The organism is Microbacterium sp. 11MF, assembly GCF_000383475.1.
Taxonomy (GTDB): Bacteria; Actinomycetota; Actinomycetes; order Actinomycetales; family Microbacteriaceae; genus Microbacterium; species Microbacterium aquilitoris.
On sequence record NZ_KB911460.1, the window covers coordinates 685,877 to 702,267 of the forward strand.

A 16,391-nucleotide genomic window follows, 5' to 3' on the forward strand; every position below is an offset into this window, starting at 1 on the left:
GTCGGGCGCACCGGCACAGCTCTGACGGTGCGCGTGGAGGAGGCGGCATGGCCGACAACCGGAGGACCTGGATTCTCGTCGACGGCGAGAACATCGACGCGACCCTCGGCGGATCGATCCTGGGGCGGCGCCCCCAGCCCGACGAGCGGCCCCGGTGGGACCGCATCCTCACCTTCGTCGCCGACCAATGGAACCAGGACGCACGCGGCCTCTTCTTCCTGAATGCCTCGACGAACCTGCCGATGTCGTTCGTGCAGGCCCTCCTCGCGCTCGGCTACCAGCCAGTGCCGCTGTCGGGCGACCCCGACGAGAAGGTCGTCGACCTCGCCATCCAGCGGACGCTCCAGGCACTGCAGCAGCACGGTGACGACGTGGTGCTCGTCAGTCACGACGGCGACTTCGTCGACGACCTCGGCGTCCTCGCCGACGGATCGCGACGCATCGGCGTGCTGGCATTCGAGGAGTTCCGCAACGCCGGCTTCGCCCAGATCCCCGGCATCCGCTTCTTCGATCTCGAATACGACGCCGGCGCGTTCGACGCGCAGCTGCCGCGCGTGCGGATCATCCCGATCGACGAGTTCGACCCGGAGCAGTTCCTGCGCTGAGCGGGGTCAGGCGAACCGCACCCAGTTCGCGCCGCGGCCGGTCTCGTACCGCCCCTGCAGGTGCAGGTCGGCGCCGTCGACGCGGTACAGCGAGACTGTCGTCGACCGCTCGCCCGCCGCGACGAGCAGCGCGCGGTCGTCGCTCACGGCGAACCCGCGCGGCTGCTCCTCGGTCGCCGCGAAGCCGGTCGGCGCGCTGAGCGAGCCGTCGGCGTCGATGCGCAGCGCCGCGAGGGTGCTCGCCGTGCGCTCCGACGCCCACACGACGCCGTCGGTGAGGTGGATGTCGGCGCCCCAGACGTAGTGGTTCTCGCGCGGGTCCTCGTCGATGACGCTGTGGCGGAGCTTCTCGGACGGGTCGTGGGCCGGGGTCGCGTCGACGAAGTCGAGGATGCCGTTCGCCGGGTCGCGGCGGAAACGCAGCACCTCGCCCGTGAACTCGGTGAGGACGTAGACGGTCCTCTCGTCGTCGCTGAACGCGAGGTGCCGCGGTCCACTCCCTGCGGGGGCGTCCGCGGTCGCCGGGTCGAGCGCGGAGAGGGAGAGGTCGTCGCCCAGTGCGTACTGCGCGATGAGGTCGGTCTCGAGCGAGACGAAGTAGGCGTGGCGCCCGTCGCCGCTCGCGAGCACCGAATGCAGCCGCGGGAACCGCACCTCGGTGGTCGGTGCGGAGACGACGCCGTCGTCGCCGACCGCGCACACGATGCCGTACCCGCCCGAGTAGGCCGCGCCGAGCAGCACGGAACCCTGCCGCGTCAGCGAGAGGTAGTTCATCGCGCCACCGGGCAGCGCGACCCGCGAGAGCGGGGTGAGCGCGCCGGTCTCGCGATCCAGGGCGAGGGTCAGGATGCCGGCGTCCGGGTTGTCGTCGTCGGCCTTCACCGATGCGTACACGACGCCACGGTCGACGTCGACGGCGAAGTTCGAGCAGCCGGTGGTGCCCGCAGTGACGGCGAGGCGTTCGAGCCCGGCATCCGTCACGCGGAACGTGCTGATCGAGGAGTCACCGGCATTGGCCACGAGGACGAGCGAAGAGGACATGATCCGATCGTATGCCGCTGACCGGAGCGGCCGCTGCGGTCGCCGGGAGTAGGGTCGAGGCATGCGTTTCGTGTCGGATCTGCCCTCGTGACCGCGCTCCCGACCATCAACCGCACCCCGCGCTACTACCTGAGCGCCCTCGGCATCGGTCTGCTCGCCGGGCTCATGTCGGGCATGTTCGGAGTCGGCGGCGGCACGGTCATCGTCCCGCTCCTGCTGACGCTCCTCGTCTTCGACCAGCGCCGCGCCGCAGGCACGTCGCTCGCCGCCATCGTCCCGACCGCCGCCGTCGGCGTCATCTCGTACGCCGCTGTCGGTGCGGTGGCGTGGATCCCCGCGCTCATCCTCGCCGCGGCCGCCGTCATCGGTGCGCAGGTCGGCACCTGGCTGCTCGCGCGGCTGCCGCAGAACGCGATCCGGTGGGGGTTCATCGCCTTCCTCGTCGTCGTGATCGTGATGCTGTTCATCGTGGTGCCGTCGCGTGATGCGGAGGTCCCCCTGACGTGGGGCACCGGTATCGGATTCGCCGTGCTCGGCGTCTTCACCGGGATCATGGCGGGGCTCCTCGGCGTGGGCGGCGGAGTCATCGTCGTGCCGGCGCTCATGTTCCTCTTCGGGACGAGCGACCTCGTCGCCAAGGGCACCTCGCTGCTGATGATGATCCCCACCGCCATCTCGGGCACGATCGGCAACCTGCGTCGCCACAACGTCGACCTCGTCGCGGCGGCGGTCATCGGCGTCGCGGCGTGCACGACCACGGCTCTCGGCGCCTGGCTCGCGACCCTCGTCGATCCCTTCACGGCGAACGTCCTCTTCGCGGTGTACCTCACCTTCATCGCGGTGCAGCTCGGGATCAAAGCGATCCGCGCCCACCGCGCCCGCTGACCGGACCCGCGGGAGGCCCGGACGGTAGGATCGTCCGGTGCCTGTGAATCCCGAGTTGCTCGGTCGAGCCTTCCCGCCGACCACCCCGTACCTCGTCGGACGTGAGAAGGTGCGCGAGTTCGCCCGTGCCGTCTTCGCGACCGACCCGCAGCACGACGACCCGGCCGCGGCTCAGGCCCTCGGCTACGCCGACGTCGTCGCGCCGCCCACCTTCGCGATGGTGATCCAGGACATCACGCTGCAGCAGCTGCTGGGCGAGCCCGACTCGGGCATCGTGCTCGAGCGCGTCGTCCACGCCGAGCAGCGCTTCCGGTACACGCGACCCATCGTCGCCGGCGACGAGCTGACCGGGCGTCTCACGGTCACCGGCATCCGTGCATTCGGCAAGGGTGCGATGGTGACGAGCGAAGCCGAGATCACGGATGCCGGTGGCGACCACGTCGTCACGGCGACGTCCGTCCTGCTGGTGGGAGGAGACGAATGATCCCCCTCGAGGTCGGCGCGGTCGTCGCCGAGCGCACCGTCCACCTGACGCGCGCGTCGCTCGTCCGGTACGCGGGAGCGTCGGGCGACTTCAACCCCATCCACTACAACGACGCCGTCGCCGAGCGCGTCGGCCTGCCCGGCGTCCTCGCCCACGGCATGCTGACGATGGGCCTCGCCGTCGAGACGATCGTCGAGTGGCTCGGCGACTCCGGTCGCATCCTCGAGTACGGCGTGCGCTTCACGCGCCCCGTCCTCGTCGACACCGAGGCCGGCGCGGACGTCACGGTCGTCGCGAAGGTCGGCGCGGTCGACGACGATGCCGTGCGTATCGATCTGACGGTCAGCCACGACGGCACGACCGTCCTCGGCAAGGCGCAGGTGCGCGTCCGCGCGGCATCCTGATGCCCGAGATCACGCCCGTCCCGCTCTCTCAGCTCACGACTCTCCGGGTCGGCGGGTCTCCGCAGCGGATGGTCGAGGCGACGACGGCCGACGAACTCGCCGACGCGCTCCGCGAGGTCTGGGCGGCGGGGGAGCCGTGGCTGGTCCTCGGCGGCGGATCGAACCTGCTCTTCTCCGATGAGGAGTTTGAAGGCACCGTGATCCTCGTCCGCTCGTCGGGCATCGAGCGGCTGCCCTCGCCGAACCCCGGTCACGTGCGCCTCAGGGTGCAGGCGGGTCACTCGTGGGACGACCTCGTCGCGCAGACGGTCGCGGCTGGGCTCAGCGGCATCGAGGCGATGGCCGGGATCCCCGGCACGACGGGCGCCGCGCCCATTCAGAACGTCGGTGCGTACGGTCAGGAGATCGTCGAGACGCTGGTCGAGGTCGAGCTCATCGACGAGGCGACCGGCGAGGTGTCGGTGGTCCCGGCATCCGATCTCGGTCTCGGTCTGCGCACCTCGGTGCTGAAGAAGCACTACGGGTCGGTGCCGGAGCGTTCGGCCGTCATCCTGTCGGTGACCCTCGAACTCGCCCAGGTCGGCCACGGCGCGGTGCCCGTCCGCGGTGCGCAGCTGCGGTCGGCGCTGGGACTCGACGCGGATGCCGAGGTCACCCTCGCGTGGATCCGCGAGACCGTCCTAGAGATCCGCGGACGCAAGGGCATGGTGCTCGACGAGGACGACCACGACACGTGGAGTGCCGGGTCGTTCTTCCAGAACCCGGTCGTGTCGGCGCAGTTCGCCGCGACCCTCCCCGCGGAGGCGCCGCGGTGGTCGATGGCGCCCGCCCTCGAGGCGGATCGCGTCATCCCGCTCGACCGGTTCGACGGGTTCATCCCGCCGCGGGCCGGCGGACCCGCGCCCGTCAAGATCAGCGCCGCATGGCTCATCGAGCACGCGGGGATGCGCAAGGGCTTCCGCCTGCCCGGCTCGCAGGCGTCGCTGTCGACCAAGCACGCGCTCGCGCTCACGAACCGCGGCCGGGCGACGGCCGAAGAGGTCGCCGCCCTCGCGCGGCTCATCCAGCAGCGCGTGCAGTCCGAGTTCGGCGTGCTCCTGCAGCCCGAGCCGGTGCTCTTCGACGTCGAGCTCTGACCCGGGGCGATCGTCGCCCGAGTCCGCCCTGCGTCAGGCGAAGAGGCGCTGAAGGCGCTGGACGCCCTCCAGCAGCTGGTCCTCGCCGAGCGCGTAGGACAAGCGCAGGTAGCCCGAGGGGCCGAACGCCTCACCCGGGACGACGGCGACCTCGGCGCGCTCGAGGATGAAGTCCGCCAGCTCGAGGGAGGTCTCGATGCGGACGCCGTCCCATTCGCGTCCGAGCAGGCCCGTCACGTCGGGGTAGACGTAGAAAGCACCGAGCGGGTTCGGGACGGTGACGCCCGGGATCTTCGCGAGTTCGGCGACGATCAGCCCGCGACGACGGTCGAACGCCTGTCGCATCTTCTCGGCCTCGTCCTGCGGCCCGGTGAGGGCGGCGAGGGCCGCGCGCTGCGCGATGTTGTTGACGTTGGAGGACAGGTGCGACTGCAGGTTGCCGGCGACCTTGATGGCGTCGGCGGGGCCGACCATCCAGCCCACGCGCCAGCCGGTCATGGCGTACGTCTTCGCGACGCCGTTGACGAGGATCGTCTGGCCGGCGAGCTCCGGTACGGCCTCGACGATCGATTGGGCCCGCGCGCCCTCGTAGACGAGGTTCTGGTAGATCTCGTCGCTGATCACCCAGATGCCGTGGGCGAGGGCCCACTCGCCGATGGCCTTCGTCTCGTCGGGGGTGTAGACCGCGCCGGTCGGGTTCGACGGCGAGACGAACACGAGCACCGTGGTCTTGTCGGTGCGAGCGGCCTCGAGCTGGTCGACGGTGACCTTGTACTCCTGGTCGGCGCCGGCGAACACCTCGACGGGCACGCCGTCGGCGAGGGCGATCGCCTCGGGGTAGGTGGTCCAGTAGGGCGCGGGGAGGAGGACCTCGTCGCCGGGGTTCACGACCGCCTGGAAGGCCTGGTAGACGGACTGCTTGCCGCCGTTGGTGACGATGACCTGCGACGGCGCGACCTCGAGCCCGGAGTCGCGGAAGGTCTTCGCCGCGATCGCCTCACGGAGCACCGGGAGGCCGGCGGCGGGCGTGTAGCGGAAGTTGGCGGGGTCGCGCAGGGCCTCGGCCGCGGCATCCACGACGAACTGCGGCGTCGCGAAGTCGGGCTCTCCGGCCGCGTACGAGATCACCGGGCGACCGGCGGCCTGCAGGGCCTTGGCCTTGGCATCGACCTTGAGGGTCGCGGACTCGGCGATGGCGCTGAGCTTTTCGGACACACGGGGTTTGCGGGAGACGGGGGCGCGTTCGGTCACCCTCCGAGCGTACCGTCGGGCATCGCTCGGGCGAGAGGTGTGACGCGGGTCAGCGCGTGGGGCGCGTGAGGATCTCGTTGCCCGATTCGAGGATCGCGACAGTGTGCTCGGTGTGCGCGGTGCGGCATCCCGTCGCGCTCCGGAGCGTCCAGCCGTCGTCGTCGACCTTCAGCTCGTCGGTGTCGACCATGACCCACGGCTCGATCGCGAGCATGAGGCCGGGGCGCAGGCGGTAGCCACGGCCCGCGCGGCCGATGTTCGACACGTGCGGATCCTGGTGCATCGTCGTACCGATGCCGTGCCCGCCGAACTCGGTGTTGACGGGGTAGCCCGCGGCGGTGAGGACGTCGCCGATCGCGGCCGAGATGTCGCCGATCCGGGCGCCGGGCTGCGCCGCCTCGATGCCGGCGGCCAGGGCCTCCTGGGTCGCCGTGATGAGCGGGTCGTTCTCGGCGTGGGCGCCGCCCCCGACGGTGAAGCTGATCGCGGCGTCCGCGGCCACGCCGCTCGTCTTGATCGCGAGGTCGAGGGTCAACAGGTCGCCCGCGACGACGCGCTGATCGCGCGGCCGACCGTGGAGGACGGCGTCGTTCACGGCCGTGCAGATGTAGTGGCCGAACGGGCCGCGACCGAACGACGGCGCGTAGTCGACGTAGCAGGATTCGGCACCCGCGCCGAGGATCATGTCCTTCGCCCACGCGTCGATCTCGAGGAGGTTCGTCCCCGGCTTCACGCGCTCCTTGATCCCGTGCAGGATGTCGCCGACGAGTCCACCCGTTGTGCGGGCGCGGTCGATCTGGTCGGGGGTGAGGATTTCGATCACGAGGCAGTCCGTTCGGTCATCAGGCGCAACGGACAATCATACGTCCGCATGCCTCGCCGTGGTCGGGAGCCGCTCGACGCCCATCTAGGCTCGTCGTGTGCTCGAGTGGATCCTGGCCGAATGGATGCAGATCGTCGGATTCGCGACGGGGGCCGCGTGCGTGTTCCTCGCCGCTCGCCGGAACATCTGGACCTACCCCCTCGGCATCGCCAACAACATCGTCTTCCTCGCCGTCTTCGTGCCGGCCGGGCTCTACGCCGCCGCAGCACTCCAGGTCGTCTACCTCGTGCTCGGGGTCCACGGCTGGGTGCGCTGGGGGCGCGGCGTCGAGCAGGACAAGGGCTACATCGCCCGCACGCCGCGCCGTGCCGTCCCCTGGCTCGTGGTCGCCGGCATCGGCGGGACGGCCGTGCTCGCCTGGTTCCTGGCGACCTTCACCGACTCGCAGGTGGCGGTGGCGGATGCCGCGACCACCGCGGCGAGCCTCGTCGCCCAGTACATGCTCAACCGCAAGTGGATCGAGAACTGGTTCGTCTGGATCGGGGTCGACATCGCCTTCGTCGCGCTGTCGATCGTGACCGGCCTGTGGATCGTCGCGGCGCTCTACGTCCTGTTCATCGGGCTCTGCGTCGGCGGGTACGTCGGCTGGCGGCGCGTCGAGCGGACGTTGGCTCCCGGCGAGGTCGCGGCCGCGCGTGTCTGACACGCGGTTCCGCCACGGCGTCGTGGTGGGGAAGTTCTACCCCCTGCACGCCGGGCACGCCCACCTCATCCGCTCCGCGGCGCGTCAGTGCGAACGGGTGACGGTCGAGGTCATCGCCGCGTCGGTCGAGTCGATCCCGCTCGCCGAGCGCGCGGCCTGGATCCGCGAGGAGCACCCGACCGTCCGTGTTGTCGACCACCTCGACGACACCCCCGTCGACTTCGCCTCCGACACCGCGTGGCAGGCGCACACCGCGACGATCGCGGGCCTGCTCGACAGCCCGGCGGATGCGGTCTTCACGTCCGACGCCTACGGCGAGGAGCTCGCCCGACGCCTCGGCGCGACCTGGGTGCAGGTCGACCCGGGGCGCATCCACAACCCCATCTCGGGAACGGCGATCCGCGCCGACATCGCTGCGCACTGGCACGAACTCGCCCCCGCGGCCCGGGCGTCGCTTGCGGCCCGCATCGTCGTGCTCGGTGCCGAGTCGACCGGTTCGACGACCCTCGCCGCGGCGCTCGCCGAAGAGCTCGGGACGACGTGGGTGCCCGAGTACGGCCGCGAGTACTCCGAGATCCGTGACGGCGGCCTCGACGCCCCGTGGCGGAGCGACGAGTTCGATCTCGTCGTCGACCGCCAGATGGCGATGGAGGATGCCGCGCTCCGCCGCGTCCGCACGCCGGTGCTCGTCTGCGACACCGACGTGCTCGCCACGGCGCTCTGGCATGAGCGCTACGTCGGGCGCCCGGCCCCCGGCATCCGTCGTCGTGCGGAGGGGCACCGGCCGGCCCTGTACGTCCTCACGGGGGACGAGATCCCGTTCGTGCAGGACGGGATGCGCGACGGCGAGCACATCCGGCACGCCATGCAGCGCCGGTTCCGCGAGGTGCTCGCCGAGCAGTCGGCGCCGTGGCTGGAGGTGCGCGGATCGGTCGCCGAGCGGGTCGCCGCCGTCCTGCCGGCCGCGCGCGAGGCGATCGCGCGGGCCACGTCGTTCGCGGCTCCCCTCGAAGGACGCCCGCTCGCCGAGCAGGAGGCCCTCCGCGGGCGCACCACAGGCGACGCGTCCCGTTAGGCTGGCGCGATGGCGGACCGCTGGCACAAGCTCTCGGAATCACCCACGACGAGCGCAGCGGATGCCGGTGTCGCACCGCTCACCGCGGAGGATCTCTTCCGCGCACCCGGCCGCGCCGAGGCGCCCGCGCTCGATGAGAAGGCCCGTCGCGCCTACTACTGGATTGTCAACCGTGCCGTCATCTCGCCCTATTACGACATCGAGTTCTCCGACGGCGATCCGCTGACCTTCGGGGTGGGGGATGCCGGGGCGGAGATCTCTCTGCCGACCCAGCCGTCCTTCTCATCGAACGTCCTCCTCCCGCTCCTGTCGTTCGTCGTCGGTGGCAAGTGCCTGCTGATCGGCGGACCCGGCCGCGGCAAGACGACCGTCGCCGTCCTCATGGGCGTCCTCTCGGGGTCGACCGCCGAGGAGGTGCGCCGCGGCGTGCAGCAGGGGCAGCCGCAGCTCACGATCAGCGACCTCGTCGGCATCCCGCTGCCGCGCGACCTCGTGCAGGCGGGTTCACTCGCCGAGATCGGCATCGCGTGGCGCGAGTGGCTCACGCGCCCCGTGAAGATCGTCGACGAGTACAACCGCATCCCGACCAAGACCCAGTCCGCGCTCCTGACGATGGTCGCCGAGGGGTATGTCGAGAGCCACGACCAGATGCGGCGGACGGCGCCGGAGTCGGGCGTCGAGAGCTGGTTCTTCACCGCCAACGACGACGCCGGCGGCGGGACGTTCCCCGTCATCCAGGCGCTCCGCGACCGCATGGACGTCACCGTCCCGGCGGCGGGGTTCAACAGTCGGTTCTTCGACGAGCTCGTCGCCCGCGTCGAGGCGGGCGAGAAGCCGGAGGAGCACGTCCCCGACGAGCTCGTCTTCGACGGCGACGAGCAGCGTCGGATGCGCGACGAGGTGCGGGCGGTGCCCGTTCCCGACGCCGTGCGTCGCCGCCTGGAGTTCTTCTTCAGCCACTTCGAGTTCGTCCAGGGTGGCGGGCGGCGGTTCGAGTACCGGACGAAGGACACCGTCACGACGGCCGGCGGCCGGGTGCCCGAGGTCATCGAGTCGAACTCCGGCGCCGACCTCACCGCGGACCTCGGCGCCCAGACGATCAACGGGCCGTCGGTCCGGGCTCTCCAGACGCTCATCCTCTACGCGAAGGCGATGGCGTGGTTCCGCGGCCGGCCGACGGTCGAAATCGCCGACGTCGCCGCGATCCTGCCGTTCGTCCTGCGTGGCAAGCTGCTGCCGAACCCGACGCATCCGCGGTTCGACGTCGGCGCCGAACGCGAGCTCGCCACCGACCTGTCGAGCTGGCTGAGCGACATGTTCGCGGAGTCGTGCCGGCAGTACGAGGCGCTCGGCCGCGGGCAGGACGATCCGGTCCGGACGCTGCTGGCCGACCTCGACCGCGGGCTCGACGGCGTCAGCGCTGTGGACGCGTCGCGCCGCCTCACCGAGATCGAAGCGCGCATCCGCGCGATCGCGGCGACGGGCAAGGTCTACGGCCGCGACTTCGACGACCTCGTGACGCTCAAGTACCTCCACCAGCGCTACACGGCCTACCTGCGGTGGGCGGAGCGCCGCGCGTGATCCGGCGTCCCGGGCACCTCGCGGCTGCGCCCCCGTCCGCGCCGATGCCGCACGTCGAGGGCCTCGACGTCGATCTCGCCGCCCGGAACACGGCGGCAGCCGGGGGTGACCCCGCACGCTTCGCGGCGTCGTTCGCCGCCGGGTTCGCCGCGGCATCCGACGTCGACGCCGTCGACCTCGCCGGTGTCGCCGCCTGGCGAGCCGGTGCCCTCGCGTTCCGGGACGACGCCCTGCAGCGTCTCGCGCGGCTGTCGCAGACGCATCCGGATGCCGCGGCCGCAGCCCTCGGGCTCGATTCCGCCGACCTCGACGCGTTCCTCGAGGCGCAGCGGGACGACCGGTTCTGGTGGCCGGAGCGGGCGGCATCCCGCGGCTACGTGTGCGCCGTCGGCGGCTTCGCCGGCCTCGGCGGGGCGTGGATCGCACCGCCTGTCGAGGCGGCTCCGCTCGCCGACCCGGGAGCCTTCGGCATCCGGACGGGCGAGCAGTGGTGGCGCCTCGACGCCGACGCGTGGGGATCGCGGCTGCGTGCTCTCGACGCCGCGCCCGAGGTGGCGGCCGGGGGAGCGGCGAGCATCGTGCTGTTCCCCGATTCCTACCTCGCCTGGGTGCACGTGCGGGATGCCGCGTGAGCGCCCCGGCGACGGTCCCGCTGGAGGGTGGGACGCGGGAGGCATGGGAGAGCGCTCTCGGGCTCTGGGGTGTGCACCTGCGCGACGTGCGTCTCGCACCCGGGGAGGGCGCCGCGAAGGGCACCGCTGCCTGGTTCTCGTTCCCGCCGTCGGTGACCGTCGACCCCGACATGATCCGCACGTGGGGCGTCGGGCACGAGGCCGAGAGCCTGTTCGCCCATGAGATCGGCCATCACGTCCTCGCCCCGGCCACCCGGATGGATTCGCTGAAGATCCGGCATCAGCTCGCCCGCGCACTCGCCGCCGCGGGGGCGGACCCGGTCACGGCGGACGACCTCGCGCTCCTGTCGAACCTCTGGACCGACCTGCTCGTCAACGCCCGGGTCGCGCTGCTGCAACGCCGCCGCGGCGACACGGAGCCGGTCGGGATCGTGCGACTCGTGCAGGCGACGCTCCCTGCGCCCGAGAGCTCCGATCGCCTCTGGTGGGTCTACCTGCGGACGTTCGAACTCGTCTGGGGCCTTCCTGCCGGGCGGTTGTGCCCGCCCGCGCCGCCGACTCCGGCCCCGCCCGCTCCGCCGCACGGACGCTCCGACGCACCGTGGGAGGAGATACCCGAGAAACACCGCGAGAAGGAGCGTGCGCTCCGCGAAGCGCGTCGCGAGCGCGAACGCATCGCCGCCGAGCTCGCGGGCGCGATCACGACGCGTCCCGAGGCGGATGCCGACCAGCTCGCCGGCGTCGTGCGCTCCTTCGCGCACGATCCGGTGCTCGGGGCGTTGCGGTTCGGGGTGCTCACAGCGCCCTACATCGTCGAGCGGCAGCGGTCGTCGCGACGGACACCGCCGACCGGGCCGGCCCACGGCGCGGGCTGCGCCGCCGACGACGCGCCGGTGACCGCCGAGGAGCTCGGCCGCATCCTCTCCGACCGCCGGTTGCACGGCGGCATCCCGGCCCATCCCGGGTCGAGCGGCCCGGGTGCGATCGGCGAGGGCGGCGGGGGAACCGGCGCCGGCGGCGGTAACGGCCAGGCGCTCGGGCTCGCCCGCACCCTCGCGCTGTACGGGGCGAGCGATCCGGACGAGGTCATGGCCGCCTGGTACCGCGCCGAGGCGGCCCCGTGGGTGCGACCGTTGACGCAGCGGATGCCGGCGGTCCCCGCTCCGGAGCTGCCGGGGCCGCTCGAGGTCTGGGAGACGGGCGACGACCTCGCCGACCTCGACCTGCCCGCGACCCTGCAGGCCGGGGCCACCGTCCTCCCCGGGGTCACGACGCGTCGGCGATCGTTCCTGCCCGACGAGCCGACGCCGCGTGAGGCGAGCATCGCGCTCGACGTCTTCATCGACTCGTCGGGCTCCATGCCGCGGCCGGGCCGCGGATCGTCGGCGGTCCTCGCCGGCATGATCGTCGCGCTGTCGGTGCTCCGCGGCGGGGGCCGCGTGCGCGTCACGAGCTTCTCGGGGCCGGGCCAGGTCGCCGGCTCAGACGACTACCAGCGGACGGTCGGCGGCGTCGTCCGCGACCTCGCGTTCTTCTTCGGCGGCGGGACGACCTTCCCCCTCGACCTGCTCGAGCGCCGCTACACAGGGCTCCGCCCACCCGCACCGGATGAGCGGCGGCACCTCCTCGTCCTCTCCGACGACGGTCTCGTGTCGATGTTCGGCGACGGCAATGCGGAGTACGCCGACGTCGCCGCGCGTGTGCGGCCGCTGCTGACGACGGCGACCCTCCTGCTCTCGGCGCGCTCGACGCGCGTCGACGCGCAGGCCGCGGCGGCCGGGTACGACGTCCTGCACGTCCAGACGATGGACGACGCCCCCGCTGCGTGCGCCCGATTGGCGGAGGCGCTCCGTGGCTGAGTCCGAAGAACTGCTGTCGGCATGGTCGGCATCGGCCCCGCCCGAGGACCGCGCGTGGGAGGCGACCGTTCCGGGTCCTTCTCTCGCTGCGGTCGCGGCACGGATGGCGAGCGTCCCGCGCTCCTTCCTCGACGCGCGGGTCTCGATCGCCGCGCTCGCCGGCGACGTGCTCCGTCCCCGGCTGCTCGCGGTGTCCCACGAGGACGACGACCGCGTGCGCCGCGGGGCCGCGGTCGGCCTCTGGCTCGTCGCGAGCGAAGACCTCGTCGAACCGTTCGCACCCTCGGTGGCAGCGGCCCCGGGCATCGGGCGCGCCGTCGACGCCCTCGCGCTCCGTCTCTCCCCGGTCGTCGACCCGTGGGAGTGGCTGTCGGACGACGAGCGCCGCGAGGAGGCGGTCCGCACGTTCCTCCTGTGGGCGGGGCTGCGACCCGCCGGCGAGGACGTCACGACCGCCCGCAGCCTGCTCGAGGCGCGGGATTCCCTGCGCCGGAACGCCGCCCTCGCGCAGGCCTACGCCGCGCACCGCCACCGCGACGAGATCGCCCGCCGGCTCGCCGAAGCGCGGGCGAAGGAGGCCGCCGCGAGGTACTCGAGTGAGTGACCCCGACGACTCCCTCGCCCTCGCCGAGTACACCCCGGGCTCGGCGGCCGTCCTGACCGACGCGGAGCGATGGCCGACGATGGATGCCGCCGGTGCCGCACGGTTGGACCGGTGGCGCCGGCATCCCGCCGCACCCGACTGGGTCCACGCGACCGGCGACCGGCTGACGGCCGAGATGGTCGAGCGCACCCGCCGGCCGCTGCCGACGGACGGCTGGCTCGAGGAGCACCTCGGGGCGGCGCGGAACCTGCTCGCGTACCGGGGGCTCGGCGACCTCGCCGCGCTCACGGACTTCCCGCCGATCACGCGGCAGCACCTCGTCGACGACCTCGCCGCGTTCGTCCCGCTCGACGCGGACCTCGACCGGATGCTGCACGGCACGAGCTCGGGGTCGACCGGCGCCGCCCTCCTCATCCCCGACGACGTCGAAGAGGTCGCCCGCGGCTTCCACCTCATGGTCTCGCTCGTCCGGGCGCAGGGGATCGACTGGTCTCCCGACGGCGAGCGGTTCGCCGTGGCATCCGTCGTCTTCCAGCGGCAGGCGTTCACGTACGTCTCGCTCGTGAGCGGGTTCGCGCACCGGGCGATGGCGCGTCTGAACCTCGACACCGGCGCGTGGCGGCGACCGGGCGACCGTGTCGCGTTCCTGCGCGACGCCGATCCCCAGGTGATCACGGGGCACCCGACGAGCCTCGCCGACTTGCTCCAGCCCGAGCTGCGGGGCGTCCTGCGTCCGCTCGCGCTTTTCTCGGGCGCGATGGCGCTGTCGGGGCCGCTCCGCGCCGACCTCGAAGAGGCCTACGGATGCCCCGTCTTCGACGTCTACGGTCTGCACGAGACCCGGCCGATCGCCGTCCGCACGGACGACGGACCGTTCCGTGTGCTCGACCGGCGCGTGCACGTCGAGGTCCTCGACGCAGAGGGAACCGTGGTGCCCGAGGGTGAGGTGGGGGAGATCACGGTGACGGCGGGGGAGAACCCGCTGCTGCCGCTCGTGCGCTACCGCACCGGTGACACCGGACGGCTTGTGCGCTTCGCCGACGGCGGGATCGGCATCGCGGACCTCGAGGGGCGGGAGAACACCGTGTTCCTCGCCACCGACGGCCGGCGGATCCCGTGCGTCGACCTCACCCAGCAGTTGCAGACCCACGGGGCTCGGGGGTGGAGCATCGAGCAGGCGGCGGACGGGAGCATCGACGCGCGGATCGTCGGCGGCGACGCGGATGCCGTCGAGCGCGTCCTGTCGGCGCTGCTCGGTCGGGACGTCGACGTGCGGCGGTACGAGCGGCTGATCGAGCTCGGCGAGGGCAAGCCGCGGCGCTACCGCAGCGCCGCCGGCTGACCGGCCCGGGCGCTTCCCAGCCCACTCCACTACGGTGGATAGGTGAGTGACCCCCAGACCCCGACCGAATCCGCTGAAACCCCCGCCCTCCCCGGCTTCGATGAACTCGGTTTGACCGGTCCCGTCCTCGCCGCCATCAAGGACCTCGGCTATGAGACGCCCTCCGCGATCCAGGCCGCGACCATCCCCGTCCTCCTCGGCGGCCGCGACGTCGTCGGCATGGCGCAGACCGGTACCGGCAAGACCGCCGCATTCGCCCTTCCCATCATGGAGAACCTGGATCTGACCCAGAAGACTCCGCAGGCGCTCGTTCTCGCCCCTACCCGCGAGCTCGCGCTCCAGGTGTGCGAGGCGTTCGAGTCCTACGCCGCCCGCATGAAGGGCGTCCACGTCCTCCCCGTCTACGGCGGGCAGGGCTACGGCGTGCAGCTGTCGGCCCTCCGCCGCGGCGTGCACATCGTCGTCGGCACCCCCGGCCGCATCATGGACCACCTCGAGAAGGGCACCCTCGACCTCTCGCAGCTCAAGAACCTCGTCCTCGACGAGGCCGACGAGATGCTGAAGATGGGGTTCGCCGAGGACGTCGAGCAGATCCTGGCGAAGACGCCCGCCGAGAAGCAGGTCGCCCTGTTCTCCGCGACGATGCCGCCGTCGATCCGCCGTCTCGCGCAGCAGTACCTTCGCGACCCGGAGGAGATCACGGTCAAGACCAAGACCTCCACCAACACGAACATCACGCAGCGCTACCTGATCGTGTCGTACCAGCAGAAGGTCGACGCGCTCACCCGGATCCTCGAGGTCGAGGACTTCGACGGGATGATCATCTTCGTCCGCACGAAGAACGAGACCGAGACCCTGGCCGAGAAGCTCCGCGCCCGCGGATTCAGCGCCGCACCCATCAACGGCGACATCCCGCAGCCGCAGCGTGAGCGGTCGATCTCGCAGCTCAAGGACGGCAAGCTCGACATCCTCGTCGCGACCGACGTCGCCGCTCGTGGTCTCGACGTGGAGCGCATCAGCCACGTCGTGAACTTCGACATCCCGACCGACACCGAGTCGTACGTGCACCGCATCGGCCGCACCGGCCGTGCCGGCCGCAAGGGCGACGCGATCAGCTTCGTGACGCCCCGCGAGCGCTACCTGCTCGCGCACATCGAGCGCGCGACGCGTCAGGCGCCCACGCAGATGCACCTGCCGACCACCGAGGACATCAACTCGACGCGACTCGCCCGCTTCGACGACGCGATCACCGCCGCGCTCGCCGAGACCGACCGCATCACCGGGTTCCGCGACGTCATCGCGCACTACGTGCGCAACCACGACGTGCCCGAGCAGGATGTCGCCGCCGCCCTCGCCGTCGTGGCACAGGGCGAGACGCCGCTGCTGCTCGACCCCGCATCCGACCAGCTCGCGAAGACGCTGGCCGCCGACGCCGACCGTGGCAACCGCAGCAAGGACCGTCCGGCGCGCGAGCGTTCCGACGCTCCGCGCGAGCGTCGCGGCAAGGGCGACTTCACGACGTACCGCATCGCGGTCGGCCGTCGTCACCGTGTCGAGCCGCGTCAGATCGTCGGCGCGCTCGCGAACGAGGGCGGCCTCGGCCGTGACGACTTCGGCGCGATCACGATCCGGCCCGACTTCTCGCTCGTCGAGCTGCCGACGTCGATGGACTCGTCGGTCCTCGACCGTCTGAGCGGCACCCGCATCTCGGGCCAGCTCATCGAGATCCGCCCCGACCGCGGCCGTCCCGGTGGCGAGCGCCCGCAGCGCTCGTTCGACGACCGGCCGAAGCGCTCGTACGACGACCGCCCGGAGCGCAAGCCCCGCCACGGCCGCGACTGACGGCATCCGCCGACCGGGCGGCGCGCGGCATCCGCTCGTTCGGCGATGCGCCGGCTCTCCGTTTCGCGGGCTGGACCGGTGACGTTGGTCGTCGTTCGCGGATGCAATGGATCGCGGGCGACGC

Annotated in this window: 16 protein-coding genes; 13 read left to right on the top strand and 3 right to left on the bottom strand. The window is 72.0% G+C overall.

Annotated elements, in window-relative coordinates:
- Nucleotides 1-47: 47 nt before the first annotated feature.
- Complete coding sequence (locus H286_RS0110325; protein WP_018186917.1) at nucleotides 48-605, top strand: NYN domain-containing protein; 558 nt, start codon at nucleotides 48-50, stop codon at nucleotides 603-605.
- 6 nt (nucleotides 606-611) lie between these two features.
- Here the strand turns inward: H286_RS0110325 and H286_RS0110330 are convergent, their stop codons facing one another.
- On the bottom strand, nucleotides 612-1,646 hold the full coding sequence (locus H286_RS0110330; protein ID WP_020098099.1) for a lactonase family protein: 1,035 nt from the start codon (nucleotides 1,644-1,646) through the stop codon (nucleotides 612-614).
- Between the two features lie 87 nt (nucleotides 1,647-1,733).
- Here H286_RS0110330 and H286_RS0110335 point away from each other — a divergent pair, with 87 nt between their 5' ends.
- From H286_RS0110335 to H286_RS0110350, 4 genes are read left to right on the top strand one after another with little or no spacing between them, the layout of a single operon-like run.
- On the top strand, nucleotides 1,734-2,531 hold the full coding sequence (locus H286_RS0110335; RefSeq protein WP_020098100.1) for a sulfite exporter TauE/SafE family protein: 798 nt from the start codon (nucleotides 1,734-1,736) through the stop codon (nucleotides 2,529-2,531).
- 37 nt (nucleotides 2,532-2,568) lie between these two features.
- The gene (locus H286_RS0110340; protein ID WP_036324300.1) at nucleotides 2,569-3,015 is read left to right on the top strand and encodes an FAS1-like dehydratase domain-containing protein; all 447 of its coding nucleotides are present in this window, start codon (nucleotides 2,569-2,571) and stop codon (nucleotides 3,013-3,015) included.
- Nucleotides 3,012-3,419 carry a MaoC/PaaZ C-terminal domain-containing protein gene (locus H286_RS0110345; RefSeq protein WP_018186921.1) on the top strand — a complete coding sequence of 136 codons (408 nt, stop codon included), beginning with the start codon at nucleotides 3,012-3,014 and terminating at the stop codon, nucleotides 3,417-3,419. The genes H286_RS0110340 and H286_RS0110345 overlap by 4 nt, the downstream gene beginning before the upstream one ends.
- A complete protein-coding gene (locus H286_RS0110350; RefSeq protein WP_020098101.1) occupies nucleotides 3,419-4,555 on the top strand; it encodes a UDP-N-acetylmuramate dehydrogenase in 1,137 nt (378 codons plus the stop codon). The genes H286_RS0110345 and H286_RS0110350 overlap by 1 nt, the downstream gene beginning before the upstream one ends.
- Before the next feature lie 33 nt (nucleotides 4,556-4,588).
- Here the strand turns inward: H286_RS0110350 and H286_RS0110355 are convergent, their stop codons facing one another.
- On the bottom strand, nucleotides 4,589-5,806 hold the full coding sequence (locus H286_RS0110355; RefSeq protein WP_020098102.1) for a pyridoxal phosphate-dependent aminotransferase: 1,218 nt from the start codon (nucleotides 5,804-5,806) through the stop codon (nucleotides 4,589-4,591).
- Nucleotides 5,807-5,855: 49 nt separating this feature from the next.
- Entirely contained in the window at nucleotides 5,856-6,629 is a 774-nt protein-coding gene (gene map, locus H286_RS0110360; RefSeq protein ID WP_020098103.1) for a type I methionyl aminopeptidase, read from the bottom strand.
- Between the two features lie 97 nt (nucleotides 6,630-6,726).
- Here map and pnuC point away from each other — a divergent pair, with 97 nt between their 5' ends.
- Genes pnuC through H286_RS0110400 form a run of 8 tightly spaced genes read left to right on the top strand, consistent with a single transcriptional unit; the run spans nucleotide 6,727 to nucleotide 16,267 of the window.
- Complete coding sequence (pnuC, locus tag H286_RS0110365; RefSeq protein WP_020098104.1) at nucleotides 6,727-7,332, top strand: nicotinamide riboside transporter PnuC; 606 nt, start codon at nucleotides 6,727-6,729, stop codon at nucleotides 7,330-7,332.
- On the top strand, nucleotides 7,325-8,407 hold the full coding sequence (locus tag H286_RS0110370; protein WP_020098105.1) for an AAA family ATPase: 1,083 nt from the start codon (nucleotides 7,325-7,327) through the stop codon (nucleotides 8,405-8,407). Before pnuC ends, H286_RS0110370 begins: the two co-directional genes overlap by 8 nt.
- A gap of 9 nt (nucleotides 8,408-8,416) precedes the next feature.
- Nucleotides 8,417-9,988, top strand: a complete 1,572-nt coding sequence (locus tag H286_RS0110375) for an AAA family ATPase (RefSeq protein WP_020098106.1) — start codon at nucleotides 8,417-8,419, stop codon at nucleotides 9,986-9,988.
- Nucleotides 9,985-10,620 (top strand): hypothetical protein, encoded by a 636-nt coding sequence (locus tag H286_RS0110380; RefSeq protein WP_020098107.1) that lies wholly within the window; start codon nucleotides 9,985-9,987, stop codon nucleotides 10,618-10,620. The genes H286_RS0110375 and H286_RS0110380 overlap by 4 nt, the downstream gene beginning before the upstream one ends.
- Nucleotides 10,617-12,479, top strand: a complete 1,863-nt coding sequence (locus H286_RS0110385; protein WP_020098108.1) for a VWA domain-containing protein — start codon at nucleotides 10,617-10,619, stop codon at nucleotides 12,477-12,479. Before H286_RS0110380 ends, H286_RS0110385 begins: the two co-directional genes overlap by 4 nt.
- Nucleotides 12,472-13,083 carry a hypothetical protein gene (locus H286_RS0110390; protein ID WP_018186935.1) on the top strand — a complete coding sequence of 204 codons (612 nt, stop codon included), beginning with the start codon at nucleotides 12,472-12,474 and terminating at the stop codon, nucleotides 13,081-13,083. The genes H286_RS0110385 and H286_RS0110390 overlap by 8 nt, the downstream gene beginning before the upstream one ends.
- The gene (locus H286_RS0110395) at nucleotides 13,076-14,425 is read left to right on the top strand and encodes an AMP-binding protein (RefSeq protein ID WP_020098109.1); all 1,350 of its coding nucleotides are present in this window, start codon (nucleotides 13,076-13,078) and stop codon (nucleotides 14,423-14,425) included. Before H286_RS0110390 ends, H286_RS0110395 begins: the two co-directional genes overlap by 8 nt.
- Nucleotides 14,426-14,467: 42 nt before the next feature.
- A complete protein-coding gene (locus H286_RS0110400; protein ID WP_020098110.1) occupies nucleotides 14,468-16,267 on the top strand; it encodes a DEAD/DEAH box helicase in 1,800 nt (599 codons plus the stop codon).
- Nucleotides 16,268-16,391 lie beyond the last annotated feature (124 nt).